The sequence below is a fragment of the Ruminococcus sp. OM04-4AA genome, from assembly GCF_003462585.1.
Taxonomy (GTDB): Bacteria; Bacillota; Clostridia; order Lachnospirales; family Lachnospiraceae; genus Mediterraneibacter; species Mediterraneibacter faecis.
Map to the genome: position 1 here is coordinate 1 of NZ_QTZH01000036.1, position 17,506 is coordinate 17,506.

Genomic DNA, 17,506 nt, shown 5'->3' on the forward strand with positions numbered 1-17,506 from the left:
TGCAACCATTTTCCATAAAATAATTTTAGCGAAAATTATTTTATGAAAATTGAAAAATATCAGTAGAAAATTATTTTATGAAAATTGAAAAATATCAGTAGATAAAAATCAGTTATTCTCATAAAATATAATTAGAGGAAATATAAAGAATAGTTTGTTTTGATTGAAGTGATTTTCGTCAAGGCAGACTGTTTTTTTGCTGCCTACACAGAGTGTATTTGGATAGGATGCGTATCCATCCTTGGAAGAAAAAGCGACGAATCTATTGTATTTTATGATAAAAGATCATCTTATTTGGGTGTACTGAACAATAGTACTAATGCTGGAGCATTGATTGCTCAGGTATCGGCTGTTCTTTTTTGTTTTTGAATGTGACACGCTATCACGGATTGAGCAAAAAATTAGAGGAGAATCCACAAAAGCTTGAAGATGCATTAAAAGTTATGGAGATTCTTTCTTCTGTGGAAGGAACGACTGCGGTATATGACGAATCAAAATTGAAATCGAGTTTACTTCCGTTTAAAGACTGGAATGCAGACGATACCTATTATGGAGATATTGCAGATGTATTTATTAGGAATAGCACATGCGATGGAGATCATCGAGTTATTGAAGTTAGATTAGCAAAAACATGGAGCTTGTATAGGAGAAGAAACTATGTTAATCTGTTATAAACAAACGGAAGAAAAGGAAGATACGGAAAAAGAAAGAGGTGATATTATGGCAGAGAACAATACAAAAGAATTAGATTTTGACCGGAAGCATGAAGAAGATTTACAGCGTCTCCGGGGACTGAGATTGCTGGATGATGATTTCATGCAAAAAGTATTTGAAGATAAAGTGTGTACGGAATTTTTGCTTCAGATTATTTTAAACCGTACAGATTTGAAAGTATTGCGAGTGAACGGACAGCAGGATATTAAGAATCTTCAGGGACGTTCAGTAAGACTGGATATACTGGCGGTTGATGCAGAAAATAGAGTGTATAATATCGAAATACAGAGAAGTGATAAGGGTGCCGGAGTGAAAAGAGCAAGATACAACAGTAGCCTTATCGATGCAAATGTGACAGAGCCGGGTGAAAAATATGAAAATTTGTGTGAATCCTATGTTATTTTTATTACAGAAAATGATATAATGAAAGTGGGATTACCAATCTATCATATTGACAGAACGGTAAAAGAAACAGGCGAATTGTTTGGTGATGAATCGCATATTATATATGTGAACTCACAAATTAAAGACGAATCTGCATTAGGAAAGCTGATGCATGATTTTTCCTGTACCGATGCCAAGGATATGAAATATAAAATTCTGGCAGATCGAGTTCGATATTTTAAAGAAGATGAGAAAGGAGTTGCGACTATGTGTAGAGCGATGGAAGAAATGAGAAATGAAACTGCACGTGAAACAGAACATGCAAAAGCAATTAAGGTTGCAAAAGGTATGTTGCAGTCTGGTAAATTATCATATGAAGAAATAGCTGAAATAGCAGAATTGTCCATAGATGAAGTCAAAGCTCTGGACGAAAAAGTGATTGCTTAGCATGAAAATGCTACATAACCGGGTGGTTTCCTGAATGGGAAATTGCCTGGTTATTTTTATGCCCGGATATGAAAAATATCAATTTAGGGCAGGAAAGGAGAGGAGCTTATGACATATATACCACCTGAGGTTGTGCAGGAAGCTTCCAGTGGAAAAACATCTGCTGTTACCAAAAGAAAATCGGTATCACACAAATGTGTTCAGTTATCTTACCGGACGGGGAATTGACAATGATATCGGAGTTACCGTATCGGAAGCAGTAATATCTACGGATATGGTGTCCCGGCATATTAAAAGGCAGGAGAAAAAGTGTGATAGTCTAATGGTGAATCTGGAGTATACAATTCCTGAAAATAGACTTGACTTTTAAATATTACAAGTGTAAGATTTAAGAAACAAAAAAATTAGAAGAAAGGAATATATATGAAAAGAAGACGAAAAAAGCAAAATATCCAAAAATCTTACGCTTGTAAGATTTTTGGGCTAATAGTAGCTATAACAGTAATTTCTGTTTCGGGAGGTGTTTTATTAAAAAGGACGATAACGGAATCACCAGAAGACACACTTATGGAATATATGAACCATATTGAAAAAAAGGAATATGAAGTAATGTATACTATGATAGATTCAGATGAAAAAGTTTATCTGACAAAAGAAGAATACATGCAACGAAATTCTAAGATATACGAAGGAATAGAGGTCAGTGACATTAAAATCAGTCATATAGCTGTGAAAGAGAAAAAAGCAGATACAGTTACGCTTTCGTATGAAACATCATGTAATACAATTGCCGGAACAATACAATTTGACAATATGGCGGAACTGAAGAAGACGAAACAGGGATATAAATTAGTATGGCAGGATAGCCTGATTTTTCCAGATTTAGAGAGTGATGATAAAATAAGTGTTACTACATCAAAAGCGGAGAGAGGAGAAATATTAGACCGAGATGGTAAAATGCTTGCAGGAAAAGGAGTAGCAACATCAGTTGGTATTATACCGGGAAAGCTGGAAGACAGGAATGTATCTATTGAAAAAATAGCGGAGTTATTAGAGATAGATGTAGAAACAATAAATAACAAACTCACAGCAAAGTGGGTAAAAGAAGATTCTTTTGTACCAATTGAAACTATTCCGAAAGTAGAAGAAATAGATTTAATGAAAATACAGCCAGAAGAAAAGATACTTGAGGAGCAGGATTGTCAGAATAAACTTTTGGAAATTCCAGGGGTTATGCTATCAGATGTGGAAGTTAGAACCTATGAGTTAGGGGAGGCAGCAGCTCATTTAATTGGTTATGTACAGTCTGTAACAGCAGAAGATTTGGAAAATCATCCAGGGGAAGGATATTCAACTGAAAGTGTAATCGGAAGATCTGGGGTGGAAAAGTTATACGAAAAGCAATTAAAAGGAAAAGATGGTTGTGATATAAAGATTTTGGATAGTGAAGGGGAAGTAAAAGAGGTTCTTGCAAGTATTTTTAAAGAAGATGGTATGGATATAAGATTAACGATAGATTCCGATTTGCAAAAATCATTATACGAGCAGTTTAAAGAAGATCCGGGGTGTTCTGTCGCAATGAATCCTTATACGGGAGAAGTATTGGCTTTGGTAAGTACCCCATCTTATGATAATAATGAATTTATACGGGGCTTATCATCAGAGAAATGGACATCATTAAACGAAGATGAAAAGAAGCCATTATATAATCGTTTTCGTCAAGTATGGTGTCCTGGCTCAACATTTAAACCAGTTGTGGCAGGAATTGGGTTGAAAACGGAAAGCATAGATCCAAAAGAAGATTTTGGAAATGAAGGTTTGGCATGGCAGAAAGATTCGTCTTGGGGATCTTATCAAGTGACAACACTTCATGAATATGAACCGGTTATTATGAAAAATGCAATTATCTATTCTGATAATATTTATTTTGCAAAGGCAGCTCTTAAAATTGGTAGTGAGAATTTTATGAATACTTTAAATGAAATAGGATTTAATCAGAATATGCCGTTTGAGATTGCGATGCAGGAATCAACATATTCCAATACAGATAAAATAGAAACAGAAATACAATTGGCAGATAGTGGTTATGGGCAAGGGCAGATTCTTGTAAATCCATTACATCTGGCAAGTATTTATACTTCATTTTTAAATGAAGGGAATATGATAAAACCGTATTTGAAATACAAAGAAGAAGCATCTGGTGAAACATGGATAGAAAATGCGTTTAGCAAAGAAAATGTAGAAGAAATTATGCAAGGGGTGGAAGGTGTTGTAAATGATCCGGAAGGAACCGGATATGCTGCACATCGTGACGATATTTTGCTGGCTGGAAAAACAGGGACAGCCGAGTTGAAGGCAACGAAAGAAGATACTTCTGGCAAAGAAATCGGGTGGTTTTTGGTGTTTACGGCAGATAAAAGCGTGGACAAACCAATTCTTCTTATCAGTATGGTTGAGAATGTGAAAGGAATCGGTGGAAGTGGTTATGTTGTTAAAAAGGATGCAACCGTATTGGAGGAATATTTTGAAAAATAAAAAAATTTTTACAGGGAATTATTACATATGTAAGAAATTTGCGATGATATTGATAGTTCTTATTGTTTTTACAGGGTGTGGACAAAATCGAATTACGGAAAAAGAAGAAAAGAAAGAAACCGTAGAATCTGAAATGAATGCAGAAGCAAAAAAAACAGCGCAAACTTTTCGGTCTGTTTATATGAAGGAGAAGTCGGAGTTAAATACATTAAAGGTGAAAAGAAAAATTATCAATTGTCTGGAAGAAAAAGGATATGCGGCAGTAGATTGTGATAATCAGATCGATATGGTCAATCGTGAAAAAGTAGAAGAATTTTGCAAAGCAGCGGAGAAAGAAGAACAGGCAACAGTAGATATTGTTGTTGTATTTGATGAAGGGGAAATTATACAATATCATTTAGAGTCAATGAATGGAAAGATAAATGTTCGATTATGTCAGGTTAAATGGAAAGATAATAGTCCACAGGCTAATTATTATGATGAATATGAAGCATATGAGTGGAAATATACAGAAAAAGGATATTTGTTTCTGGAGGAATATCACCCACCGGGATTTGATGGAGCACCGGGTGAAACTGGATTCAGAGTGCAGCCATTAGATAAAACATGCCGGGAATTGAATCGAAAATATGTTATGCCGTTGGGGTATGCACTTAATAATCTGTTGATTACAAATTGGGATAACCAGAATTATACGGAACTTGATTTTTATGATCTTTATGAAAAAATGTATTATATGAAATATGGAAAGCAAGTTCCATATGAAGCAAATTATGGTGGAGCAGAATATGAAGTTCCAGAAGATGAGTTTGAAGAGGTTATAAAGACCTATTTACCATTTAGTAATACCGAGATTGAAAAGGGAACTTTTTATAACTCTGATAATAGAACTTTTAGATACAGACCGCGAGGGTTATATGATTGTGAATTCCCATATGAGCCATATTCGGAAGTTATCTCATATGAAAAATTACAAGATGGAACATTAAAACTTACGATAGAAGCAGTATGGGAAATCAGAATGTTAGATCAGGCAATCACCAGTGAATTGATGATAAAACCTATGGAAGACGGAAAATTCCAGTATTTATCAAATAAGGTAATCAGATCAGATCAAAGCGCAAATGCAGGGTGGTATATGCCAAGGTTAACAGAAGAAGAGTGGGAAGAGAATTACAGTAATAATTAGGGGGCAATATGAAAAGAAAAAGTATTTTGTTAGTACTTTGTATAGGAATGCTTCTGACTTCCTGTGAAAGTAAGATATCGTTAAACAGCACAGATGTAAAAAATGAGAAGAATCAGAAAAACACTACCATGGAAAATCCGGATAAGGGATATAATCTACCAATCGATGAAGACAAGAAAAAGGAAGTTGTGAACGATTGTGAAGAAATTATGGGCATTGTCCGAGACATTTATTCTGAATATAATGGAATACAAGAAGCAGATCAGAACACTGCTGAGCAAATGATGAATCGGATGAAAGAAATTATCAAACAAAATGGGAATCCGGTCATTCGTTCCGATCATTATTCTGTTATGGATAATTATCAGAAGATGGAACAATTTTTAAAATCTGCAGAACAAGAAGAAAAAGGAAGTGTAATTTTATATGAAGCAGATACAGATGGTGGAATTACCAGAAAAGAATATAGTTATGATGGAAAAGAAATGAGTGTGATGTCCGCAAAAATGATCTGGAGTGAGGATACAGAGCCTGTACTTACATACATATCGCTATCAAAAATAAAAGAATGGGCATATACTGAAAATGGGAATTTCTGTTATGGATTATGCGTACCTGAACCACCGGAAGTGACAGAGATTGTAGATGGAAGTTGTATTATCCGGGTAAAGCCTTTGAGTGAGGAGTGTCGGGAATATTCAAAAAAATATGTGAGTACGTTCGGCTATCAGGGAAACAATCTGTTATGTTCAAACTGGAATGCGGAGGATATGCAGGGGTTGGATTATAATGGACTTTATGAATATTTTTATCAAATGAAATATGGAGAAAAATTTACTGCAGAAAAAGAGGTTGTGGGAATTCCAGCAGAAGAGTTCGAAAATGTAATTATGACATATCTTCCTGTTACAAAAGAAGAATTGAAAGAATGGGCGGTCTACGATGAACAAAGTAATATGTTTATCTGGGAACGATTGGGATGTGGTAATTATTCACCAACACATTTTGGCTTGTCTTTACCGGAAGTAACAGAAGTCAGGCATAATGAAGATGGAACCATTGTTTTGACAATTCATGCAGTATGTGATTCTGTTGTATGTAATGATGCTGTTATTACACACGAACTTACGATGAAAATTCAGGATGATGGAACGATTCAGTATGTTGGAAACAGGATTTTAGATAATGGTATTGATAATATACCGAGGTATCAGTACCGGTTAGGTAATTTGCAGAATTGATCAGTAGAGAAGAATGAAATAAAGAGAACTGATAACGGGAAATTATGCTATCAGTTCTCTTTATTTATTTCCAAATACCAAGATTAGAAAGTACAGATTCTGTTATTTCGGTAGCCTGACTTCCAGTTGCACCAGAAGAGGATTGAATATTTGTTGCGAAGTAGTAAGTATTATTCGCTGTTTCAATGTATCCGATAAACCAGCCATTGACATCTTTACCATTGACACGCCCAGTTCCTGTTTTCCCGTAAAGAGAACCGGAAGAAGTAGTGGAAAGCAGCAGGGCTTTTTTTACTGCCTGGATATTTTTACTGTCAAAATGAAAATTATTTTGATAGAAATCCTGTAACAATTCCACCTGTTCTATGGGGGATATCTTCAGAGAGAAATCTGTCCAATAGAGATTTAGATTTGTTCCAGTATTCTGATTCCCATAGTGTATTGTCTGTAAAAATGTTCTTACGGCTTCAAAACCTGCCTGTGAATCAATCGCCTGAAAATACCAGTTTACGGAATTATGTATAGCCGAGGTTAAATCTTGATCGGCTTCCCATGAATGAAAAGGATATGGCTCTCCATTCCATGTGAAAGTGGAATGTTCTGGTGTAATAATTCCAGATTCCAAGCCAAGTAATGCATCATATATTTTATAAGTCGAATTCGGTGATACACGTGTGGAAGCATGATCCATATTATAAATATTCCATTTATCAGCAGACTGATCATATAAAACAAAACTTCCGGTGTAGTCCCCAAAATTGGAAGAAAGATTTAGCTGAGTAATATTCTTTTCGGTTGTGTCAAAATGATAGCCAGTCTGATCAGAAGCATAAACAGAAAGTATGGGAATGCATCCAATGATGATAGTAGAGACGAATATGCATATAAGATATCCACGAATTTTTTGTTTAAAAGTAGGTTGGTGGAATGATGCAATATTTAAAATGCGTCCTTTTAACTGTTTTATATTTCCACTGATTCCCATAGTAAAAGGGAATGGAGACAGAGCTATTGTTCCGGCAAAGTTAATCAGTGTATTTCCATATGACTTGTATTCTGTTTCTTTCAATAATTGTAATACAGCACTGTCGCAGGCAAGTTCCCGTTCCTGACGTATTCTTTTTAGAAAATACCAGATTAGGGGATTGAACCAGTAGAAAACATTTACTGTATTTATCAAATATCCAATTAGAATATCTTTATGCTTGTAGTGCTGCAGTTCATGAAGAAGCATATATCGAATATCAGTTGAGCTTATAGTTCCAGCGTTAAAATCTGAAATCAAGTGAATTGGAAGATAAATGCGAGGATGCAGGAAACCAGCCAAAACAGGAGATTTCAAAAATGCTGTACTATAAATCGGAATGGTATGCTTGCTGTTCACTTCGTTTAAACATTCTATATAAAGAGCGTTTAGTTCTTCGTTTTGAAGAGGTAAAGCAGAACTATGTAAGGCTTTTACTTGTTTTACTGAGCGGTAGAGAAGAAAAAACATTATGAATATACCGATACTCCAGAAAAATACAAGTAATGTGTGAATAAAAGTTGGTATTTGGGTGCTGACAGAGACAGCAAAATCATTTATTTTATCCAAATTATAACCATTACCAGAAAGAAAAGTGGTTTGAATGTCACCATTGGTACTTGAACTGGCTGTCAGCAAATGTCTCCACGATATAGAAGATGGGGCAGAGTTTATCGGTAAAAAGGGAACAATTAGAACGGCAAGAAATATAATCGAAAGATTATATTGCATACGTGCGGATAATTGCCTTTGCAATAAATTTTTTAATCCCAGTAAACTACCTAAAAAAATACAAATGATGGCATTACAGAGTAAAAATCGAAAACTAAAATATATCAAAATATGCTCCTCCCATGGTTAATGATTGGAAAGAAGATTCCGTAAGCTGGCAATGTCTTCTTCAGACAATTTATCATCCTCAATGTAAGAGGCAAGCATAGAAGTGATATTACCATTATAATATCGTTTTAAAAAAGAATTACTTTCCTGCCGAATATATTCGTCTTCCTTGACCAATGGGGTATAGACAAAAACCCGGCTTTGTTTTTCATAGGTTAGTGCTTTTTTAGAAACGAGACGTTTAATCAATGTCTGAATTGTTTTAGGACTCCAACTGGAAATTTGTGTTAATTTTTCAGTAATTTCATTGGTGCTGATTGGTGCGTATTTCCAAACGATTTTCATAACTTCAAATTCAGCTTCTGAAATTTGAGGCAGATTGCTCATGTGATATTCCTCCAAATCTTACAAATGTAATAAAAATATTATATATCTTAAAAGTTTATTCTGTCAACGAAATAAAAAATTTGACTTTAAATCCAGATACATTTTAAAAGGTATGTAGAATCGAGCTAAGATGTAAAAGTACAGAACAAACATTCGATTTAGTTCTGTACTTTTTTTCTCCTGAATGATATACTATACAAGTAACAATACTAAGAAAACAACTACTATTTCTAAAATATCACCGCTAAATTAGAGCGATCAGGAGAAATTACATGGATCATTTTGAATTAGTATCACAATACAACCCAACTGGCGACCAGCCGCAGGCAATTAAAGAGCTGGTCGAAGGCTTCAAAGAAGGAAACCAGTGTCAGACGTTGCTTGGCGTTACTGGATCTGGTAAGACATTTACCATGGCGAATGTTATTCAACAGATGAACAAGCGACATTGATTATTGCACATAATAAGACGCTGGCTGCGCAGCTCTACGGAGAATTCAAGGAGTTTTTCCCAAATAACGCAGTGGAATACTTTGTCTCCTACTACGACTATTATCAGCCGGAAGCATATGTTCCATCTTCAGACACATATATTGCCAAGGATTCTTCCATCAATGACGAGATTGATAAGCTTCGACTTTCCGCAACTATGTCGCTGATGGAGCGAAGAGATGTGATCATTGTTGCAAGTGTATCTTGTATCTATGGACTGGGTAACCCGGTAGATTACCAGAACATGGTAGTTTCTTTGCGTCCTGGTATGATCAAAGATCGTGATAAAGTAATGGCAAAGCTGATTGAGATCCAGTATGATCGTAATGATATGGATTTCCACCGTGGTACATTTCGTGTGCGTGGAGATGTTTTGGAAATCATTCCGGCATATGAGAGTGACACAGCGATTCGTGTGGAATTCTTTGGAGACGAGATAGACAGGATCTCAGAGATTGATATTTTGACAGGAGAGGTGAAAGATGAGCTAAAGCATATAGCCATCTTTCCGGCATCTCATTACGTGGTTGACCGTGAGAATATCAAACGTGCGGTGGCAGATATTGAAGAAGAATTAGAAGAACGTGTCAAAGAGTTTAAGAGAAATGACAAGCTTTTAGAGGCACAGCGTATTGCGGAGCGAACGAATTTTGATATTGAGATGCTTAAGGAGACTGGATTTTGTTCCGGAATTGAGAATTATTCCAGACATTTGGCAGGGCTTCGACCGGGACAGGCTCCGTATACATTGATCGATTATTTCCCGGATGATTTTATTATGATGATTGATGAGTCACATAAGACGATCCCGCAGATTGGTGGAATGTATCACGGAGACCAGTCGAGAAAGCAGACATTGGTAGATTATGGATTCCGCCTGCCATCTGCGAAGGATAACCGTCCGCTTAACTTTGATGAGTTTGAAAGCAAGATTAATCAGGTGATGTTTGTATCTGCGACACCGGGAGAGTATGAGAAGGATCATGAACTTCTTCGAGCAGAACAGGTAATCCGTCCGACAGGACTTCTGGATCCGGAAGTTGAAGTGCGACCGGTAGAAGGACAGATTGATGATCTGATCGGTGAAGTGAACAAAGAGATTAGTAAGAAGAATAAAGTCCTTGTCACAACGCTGACAAAGCGTATGGCAGAAGATTTGACAGATTATATGCGTGAAGTAGGAATCCGTGTGAAATATCTTCATTCGGATATTGATACACTTGAACGTACGGAGATCATCCGAGATATGCGTCTGGATGTGTTTGATGTGCTGGTTGGAATCAATCTCTTAAGAGAGGGACTTGATATTCCGGAAATCACTCTTGTTGCGATTCTTGATGCAGACAAAGAAGGATTCCTTCGTTCTGAGACTTCGCTGATTCAGACAATCGGTCGTGCAGCGCGTAATGCAGAAGGACATGTAATCATGTATGCAGATAAGATTACAGAATCAATGCAGCTGGCAATCGATGAGACACAGCGTCGTCGTGAGATTCAGATGAGATACAATGAAGAGCATGGAATCACGCCGAAGACGATTCAGAAGTCAGTGCGTGATCTGATCAGTATCTCTAAAAAGGTTGCGGCAGAAGAGATGCGGCTTGAAAAAGATCCGGAGTCCATGAGCCAGAAAGAACTGGAGAAACTGATCGCGGATCTGACGAAACAGATGAAGAAGGCAGCAGCGGAATTGAACTTTGAGGCAGCGGCAGAGCTTCGTGATAAGCTTGTTGAATTAAAAAAGATGCTCAATGATATGGAATAGGAGATTACAAAATGGGTAAGAAAATGGACGCCAGACAGTACATTAAGATACGAGGCGCGAATGAAAATAACCTGAAGAATATAGATGTAGATATCCCAAGAAATGAACTGGTTGTTTTGACGGGACTTAGCGGTTCTGGAAAATCTTCCCTTGCATTTGATACAATTTATGCAGAAGGACAGAGACGTTATATGGAATCACTGTCTTCCTATGCAAGACAGTTTCTTGGTCAGATGGAGAAACCGGATGTAGAAAGTATCGAAGGGCTTTCACCTGCAATTTCTATCGATCAGAAATCAACGAATCACAATCCACGTTCCACAGTTGGAACTGTTACGGAGATTTATGATTATTTTCGATTATTATATGCGAGAGTTGGAATTCCGCATTGCCCGAAATGTGGTCGTGAGATTGCAAAACAGTCGGTAGATCAGATGGTGGATCAGATCATGGCGCTTCCGGAGAGAACGAAGATACAGCTTTTGGCACCTGTTGTACGTGGAAGAAAAGGAACACATGCAAAGCTTTTCGAACGTGCAAAAAAGAGTGGATATGTTCGTGTTCGTGTGGATGGCAATATGTATGAACTTTCAGAAGAAATTACATTAGATAAGAATATCAAGCATAATATTGAGATTATTGTAGATCGTCTTGTAGTAAAACCTGGAATTGAAAAACGACTGACAGACTCTGTCGAAAATGTACTTGAGCTCGCAGAAGGTCTGCTTGTTGTTGATGTGATCGATGGAGAACCTCTGAATTTCAGTCAGAGTTTTTCCTGTCCTGTCTGTGAGATCAGTATTGATGAGATTGAACCACGCAGTTTTTCTTTTAACAATCCATTTGGTGCTTGCCCGGAATGTTTTGGACTTGGATACAAAATGGAATTTTCAGAAGAACTGATGATTCCGGATCCATCGTTGTCTATTAATCAAGGTGCGATTGCAGTTTTAGGATGGCAGTCCTGTACAGACAAGAGCAGCTTCACACGTGCAATTCTGGATGCACTTTGTAAAGAATATCATTTTGATCTGGACACCCCTTTTGAGGATTATCCGAAAGAAATCCATGATATTTTGATTTATGGAACAGACGGAAAAGAAGTAAAGGTTTATTATAAAGGTCAGAGAGGCGAAGGGATTTATCCGGTTGCATTTGAAGGATTGATCAAGAACGTGGAACGTCGTTACCGTGAGACAGGTTCTCAGACGATGAAAGCAGAATATGAGACATTTATGAATATTACACCATGTTCAGCCTGTAAAGGACAGCGTTTGAAGCCGGGGGCTTTAGCTGTAACAGTTGGAGATAAGAATATTTCAGAAGTGACAACACTTTCTATAGAACGGCTTCAGAAATTTTTAGATGAACTTCAATTGACAGAGACACAGCAGTTGATTGGTAATCAGATTCTGAAAGAGATCAAAGCAAGAATCAGGTTTTTGATGGATGTCGGTCTGGATTATCTGACGCTTGCGCGTGCGACAGGAACACTTTCCGGTGGAGAAGCACAGAGAATTCGTCTTGCAACACAGATTGGATCAGGTCTGGTCGGAGTTGCATATATTCTGGATGAGCCTAGTATCGGACTTCATCAAAGAGATAATGATAAACTTCTTGCGACGCTGAAACATCTGCGTGATCTTGGAAATTCATTGATTGTAGTAGAACATGATGAAGATACGATGCTGGCAGCGGATTATATAGTAGATATCGGTCCGGGGGCAGGAGAACATGGCGGTCAGGTTGTTGCTGTGGGAAATGCACAGGAAATTATGAAAAATCCAAATTCTGTCACAGGAGCGTATTTGAGTGGAAAAATCAGGATTCCGGTTCCGACAGAAAGAAAGAAGCCGACAGGTTATCTGAAAGTAGTCGGTGCACAAGAGAATAATCTCAAGAACATTGATGTAAAATTCCCTTTGGGAGTTATGACTTGTGTAACGGGAGTGTCTGGATCGGGGAAAAGTTCTCTTGTGAATCAGATTTTATATAAAAGACTTGCAAGAGACTTGAACCGGGCAAGAACAATCCCCGGAAAACATAAGAGAATAGAAGGGCTAGAGCAGGTTGATAAAGTGATTAATATCGACCAGTCACCAATCGGAAGGACACCACGGTCGAATCCTGCTACTTATACAGGCGTATTTGATTTGATCCGAGATTTGTTTGCAGGAACACCAGATGCAAAAGCGCGTGGATATAAGAAAGGACGGTTTAGCTTTAATGTTAAAGGGGGACGTTGCGAAGCATGTGCAGGAGACGGAATCCTGAAAATCGAGATGCATTTCCTTCCGGATGTGTATGTTCCATGTGAGGTCTGTGGTGGAAAGCGTTACAATCGTGAGACGCTGGAAGTGCGCTATAAAGGGAAAAATATTTATGATGTATTGAATATGACAGTGGAAGAAGCGGTAGATTTCTTCGAAAACGTGCCAAGCATTCGAAGAAAGATGGAGACGCTGAGAGATGTCGGATTGTCGTATATTCGTTTGGGACAGCCTTCTACAGAGCTTTCAGGTGGCGAGGCACAGAGAATTAAACTTGCGACAGAACTTAGCAAACGCAGTACCGGAAAAACGGTATATATTCTGGATGAACCTACGACAGGACTTCATTTTGCAGACGTGCATAAATTAACAGAGATTCTCCGCAGACTTTCCGGGGATGGAAATACAGTAATTGTAATCGAACATAATCTGGATGTGATTAAGACGGCAGACTATATTATTGACATTGGACCAGAAGGAGGAGACCGCGGAGGAACTGTTGTGGCAAGTGGTACTCCGGAAGAGGTCGCAAAGAATCCAGATTCTTATACAGGAAAATATATTGCGGCTATATTGGAGAAATAAAGACGAAAAAAAGTCGAAAAAAGTCGTAAAATATATGCAAAAAATGCCTTTCTATTTTAAGCGAAGTCTATTATACTAAAGTATGCGGATGATAAAACATTACTGTTTTGGTTACATAATATTGACAACAGTAAATAGTGAAAAAAACAGTAACGATAAACCCCTTCAAGGGACAAAAGACACTTGATTGAGGAAAGAAAATGCTGGAATCAGTAACAGACAAAGTTGTTTATTTGCAGTAGATTGCTGAGAACAGTAAAAGAGCGTTTTAGAAGGGAGATATAGAAATTATGATGTCAGTAGATCTTGGAATAGATTTGGGGACAGCCAGTGTACTGGTATATGTGAAAGGAAAAGGGGTTGTTCTGAAAGAACCATCAGTTGTCGCATTTGATCGTGATACGAATGTGATCAAGGCAATTGGTGAAGAAGCGCGTCTGATGCTTGGAAGAACACCGGGAAATATTATTGCGGTAAGACCACTCAGACAAGGAGTAATCTCTGATTATACCGTGACGGAGAAGATGATTAAGTATTTTGTTCAGAAAGCTCTGGGAAAACGTACATTTAAGAAGCCGAGAATCAGTATCTGTGTACCAAGTGGTGTTACAGAAGTAGAAAAAAAAGCAGTGGAAGAGGCTACCTTTGCAGCCGGAGCAAGAGAAGTTCATCTGATTGAAGAACCTGTGGCAGCTGCAATAGGAGCAGGAATAGATATTTCAAAGCCTTGTGGAAACATGATCGTTGATATCGGTGGAGGCACAGCGGATATTGCAGTTATTTCACTGGGCGGAACAGTTGTGAATACATCAATTAAGATAGCGGGTGATGATTTTGATGAAGCAATCGTACGCTATATGAGAAAGAAACACAATCTTCTGATTGGAGAAAGAACAGCAGAGGATATCAAGATTAAGATTGGAACGACTTATCCACTTGTAGAGGAAGAGAAGATGGAAGTCAGAGGGCGTAATCTGGTAACAGGGCTTCCAAAGACAGTTACGGTGACTTCGTCTGAGACAGAAGAAGCTTTAAGAGAATCTACAGGACAGATTGTAGAAGCTGTAATCGGAGTACTCGAGCAGACTCCACCGGAGTTGTCAGCAGATATCCTTGATCGGGGAATTGTTCTTACCGGAGGAGGATCACTTCTTCGCGGACTGGAAGAATTGATCGAAGAGAGAACAGGAATTAATACGATGACAGCGGAGGATCCGATGAAAGTCGTTGCAATTGGTACCGGACAGTTTGTGGAATTTATGAGTGGAAGAAAAGAGTTTTAAGAGAAAGAATTCTGAAAAAGAATTTGAAGTGTCAGGTTCTTAGAGAAGAAGATTCAATTACGAGGGGTGTGTATAAGAGGAACACACCCTTTTTCTGCATATAAATTAGGAAAAGATACAAGAAGAGAGAGGAAAAAGTGTGGAAACAGTTACAGGGTATGTGAGTCATATTGTATATAGAAATTCTGATAATGGGTATACAGTATTCCATATTGAACATGATGATGGTGAAGTGACATGCGTGGGAAGTCTGAACTATATTAATGAAGGAGAACTCTTGAAATTCAAGGAGAATATGTGAATCATAATGTTTACGGTAAGCAGTTGAAGATTTCTCATTATAAAGTAAAAGAGCCGGAGGATATTGTTTCTATTGAACGATATCTTGGCTCCGGAGCAGTGAAAGGTGTGGGTGCGGCACTGGCTGGCCGAATCGTGAAAAAGTTTAAAGAGGATACTTTCCGCATTATTGAAGAAGAGCCGGAAAGACTTGCGGAGATCAAAGGAATCAGTGAAAGAAAAGCACAGGAGATTGCATCTCAGCTTGAAGAAAAGAAAGATATGCGAAAAGCCATGATTTATCTGCAGAAATACGGTATTTCCACAAAGCTGGCAGCCAAGATTTATCAGTATTACGGAATGAAAGTGTATAAAGTGTTGGAAGAAAATCCGTATCAGCTTGCAGATAATATTGAAGGAATCGGATTTAAGACTGCGGATGAAATTGCATCCAAAATCGGCATACATACAGATTCAGACTATCGTATAAGAAGTGGTTTGTTTTATACATTGCAACAGGCAGTAGGTGAGGGGCATGTTTATTTACCACAGAATATATTGCTTCGAAGAGCAAATGCACTTTTAGGAGTCGATCTTGAAGATATTGAGAAGTACATCATGGATCTGTGTATAGAACGGAAAACAGTTATGAAAGAAGTGGATGAGGAAATTCGCATTTATCCAGCACATTATTATTACTTGGAATTGAATACTGCGAAAATGCTTAATGATCTTGATATTGACTGTCAGATGCCGGAAGACATGATGGAGAAACGTCTGAAAAGAGTAGAACAGAAAGAAAAGATAGAATTGGATCCAATGCAGCACAGAGCTGTTATAGAAGCTATTAAACATGGTTTGCTCATATTAACAGGAGGACCGGGTACAGGTAAGACGACAACGATCAATACGATGATTCAATTTTTTGAAAGCGAAGGAATGAGTATCCTTCTTGCAGCGCCAACAGGACGTGCGGCAAAGCGAATGACAGAGGCTACAGGATATGAAGCCCAGACGATTCACAGATTACTTGAAGTAAGTGGAAATCCTGAGGAAGAGAACAGTGTAGGTGGATTTTTGAGAAACAGAGAGAATCCACTTGAGACAGATGTTATCATTATAGATGAGATGTCCATGGTTGATCTGAATCTGATGCATGCGCTTTTATCAGCAGTTATTCCAGGAACAAGACTTATTCTTGTGGGAGATGTGGATCAGCTTCCGTCCGTGGGACCGGGAAGTGTGTTAAAAGATATCATACGTTCAGAAAAATTTCACGTAGTGACGCTTACAAAGATTTTTCGTCAGGCAGGAGAGAGTGATATTGTAGTAAATGCTCATAAGATCAATGCAGGAGAACCGGTTACAATTGATAATAAAAGCCGGGATTTCTTCTTCTTAAAACGCCAGGATGCGAATACGATCATTAGCGTCGTTATTACTTTAATACAGAAGAAATTACCCAGATATGTGCAGGCCGATCCAAATGAAATCCAGGTAATGACACCAACACGTAAGGGATTGCTGGGTGTAGAACGATTGAATGTGATTCTACAGCAATATCTGAATCCTTCAGATTCCCAAAAAACGGAGAAAGAAATTAATGGTAGATTGTTCCGTGAAGGTGACAAAGTAATGCAGATTAAAAATAATTATCAATTAGAGTGGGAAGTTTCTACCAGATTTGGATTAACAGTTGACAAAGGAATTGGAGTTTTTAACGGTGATATGGGAGTCATTGATGAAATCAATGAATATACAGAAACTGTTATCGTGGAATATGATGAGGGGAGAAAGGTAAAATATGGATACGATATGACAGATGAGTTAGAACTTGCCTATGCGATTACGGTTCATAAATCTCAGGGAAGCGAGTATCCGGCGGTCATTATCCCACTTCTTCCAGGACCAAAGTTACTATATAACAGGAATCTGCTTTATACAGCAGTGACGCGGGCAAAAAAATGTTTAACAATAGTAGGGAGTGAACTAACATTTCAGGAAATGATCGAAAACAAAAGCGAACAGGGAAGATTTACAAGCTTAGACGAGCGAATCAAAGAATTTTAGA

The 17,506-nt window shown here is 37.8% G+C and carries 12 protein-coding genes and 1 pseudogene; 11 read left to right on the top strand and 2 right to left on the bottom strand.

Features of this window, described 5'->3' with window-relative positions; genetic code table 11:
- Positions 1-389: 389 nt before the first annotated feature.
- The 6 genes from DXB52_RS17160 (at position 390) to DXB52_RS10670 (ending at position 6,510) form a co-directional block, all read left to right on the top strand.
- Positions 390-674: a hypothetical protein gene (locus tag DXB52_RS17160; protein ID WP_270371436.1), complete on the top strand. Its 285-nt coding sequence runs from the start codon at positions 390-392 to the stop codon at positions 672-674.
- A 46-nt stretch (positions 675-720) separates the two neighbouring features.
- Positions 721-1,545: a PD-(D/E)XK nuclease family transposase gene (locus tag DXB52_RS10650; protein ID WP_118107297.1), complete on the top strand. Its 825-nt coding sequence runs from the start codon at positions 721-723 to the stop codon at positions 1,543-1,545.
- A 148-nt stretch (positions 1,546-1,693) separates the two neighbouring features.
- Positions 1,694-1,915, top strand: a complete 222-nt coding sequence (locus DXB52_RS10655) for a hypothetical protein (RefSeq protein WP_118107276.1) — start codon at positions 1,694-1,696, stop codon at positions 1,913-1,915.
- A gap of 53 nt (positions 1,916-1,968) precedes the next feature.
- Positions 1,969-4,080: a penicillin-binding transpeptidase domain-containing protein gene (locus DXB52_RS10660; protein WP_118107278.1), complete on the top strand. Its 2,112-nt coding sequence runs from the start codon at positions 1,969-1,971 to the stop codon at positions 4,078-4,080.
- 133 nt (positions 4,081-4,213) lie between these two features.
- Positions 4,214-5,269 (top strand): DUF6070 family protein, encoded by a 1,056-nt coding sequence (locus tag DXB52_RS10665; RefSeq protein WP_472520093.1) that lies wholly within the window; start codon positions 4,214-4,216, stop codon positions 5,267-5,269.
- Positions 5,270-5,277: 8 nt separating this feature from the next.
- Positions 5,278-6,510: a DUF6070 family protein gene (locus tag DXB52_RS10670; RefSeq protein WP_118107280.1), complete on the top strand. Its 1,233-nt coding sequence runs from the start codon at positions 5,278-5,280 to the stop codon at positions 6,508-6,510.
- A gap of 64 nt (positions 6,511-6,574) precedes the next feature.
- On the opposite strand, the gene DXB52_RS10675 is transcribed toward DXB52_RS10670, so the two are convergent.
- On the bottom strand, positions 6,575-8,374 hold the full coding sequence (locus tag DXB52_RS10675; protein ID WP_117687490.1) for a BlaR1 family beta-lactam sensor/signal transducer: 1,800 nt from the start codon (positions 8,372-8,374) through the stop codon (positions 6,575-6,577).
- A gap of 18 nt (positions 8,375-8,392) precedes the next feature.
- Positions 8,393-8,761: a BlaI/MecI/CopY family transcriptional regulator gene (locus tag DXB52_RS10680; RefSeq protein ID WP_005341664.1), complete on the bottom strand. Its 369-nt coding sequence runs from the start codon at positions 8,759-8,761 to the stop codon at positions 8,393-8,395.
- 272 nt (positions 8,762-9,033) lie between these two features.
- Between DXB52_RS10680 and uvrB the strand changes: the two are divergent.
- The 5 genes and pseudogenes from uvrB to recD2 all read left to right on the top strand — a co-directional run bounded on the left by uvrB (position 9,034) and on the right by recD2 (position 17,505).
- Positions 9,034-11,018 (top strand): annotated as a pseudogene (gene uvrB / locus DXB52_RS10685) (excinuclease ABC subunit UvrB).
- 11 nt (positions 11,019-11,029) lie between these two features.
- Positions 11,030-13,873 carry an excinuclease ABC subunit UvrA gene (uvrA, locus tag DXB52_RS10690; protein ID WP_118107282.1) on the top strand — a complete coding sequence of 948 codons (2,844 nt, stop codon included), beginning with the start codon at positions 11,030-11,032 and terminating at the stop codon, positions 13,871-13,873.
- Positions 13,874-14,163: 290 nt separating this feature from the next.
- Complete coding sequence (gene mreB, locus DXB52_RS10695; RefSeq protein WP_181966423.1) at positions 14,164-15,156, top strand: rod shape-determining protein; 993 nt, start codon at positions 14,164-14,166, stop codon at positions 15,154-15,156.
- Positions 15,157-15,295: 139 nt separating this feature from the next.
- The gene (locus DXB52_RS17165) at positions 15,296-15,457 is read left to right on the top strand and encodes a YrrC family ATP-dependent DNA helicase (protein ID WP_472520090.1); all 162 of its coding nucleotides are present in this window, start codon (positions 15,296-15,298) and stop codon (positions 15,455-15,457) included.
- The gene (gene recD2 / locus DXB52_RS10700; protein ID WP_472520091.1) at positions 15,454-17,505 is read left to right on the top strand and encodes an SF1B family DNA helicase RecD2; all 2,052 of its coding nucleotides are present in this window, start codon (positions 15,454-15,456) and stop codon (positions 17,503-17,505) included. The genes DXB52_RS17165 and recD2 overlap by 4 nt, the downstream gene beginning before the upstream one ends.
- The last annotated feature ends 1 nt before the right edge of the window (position 17,506 follow it).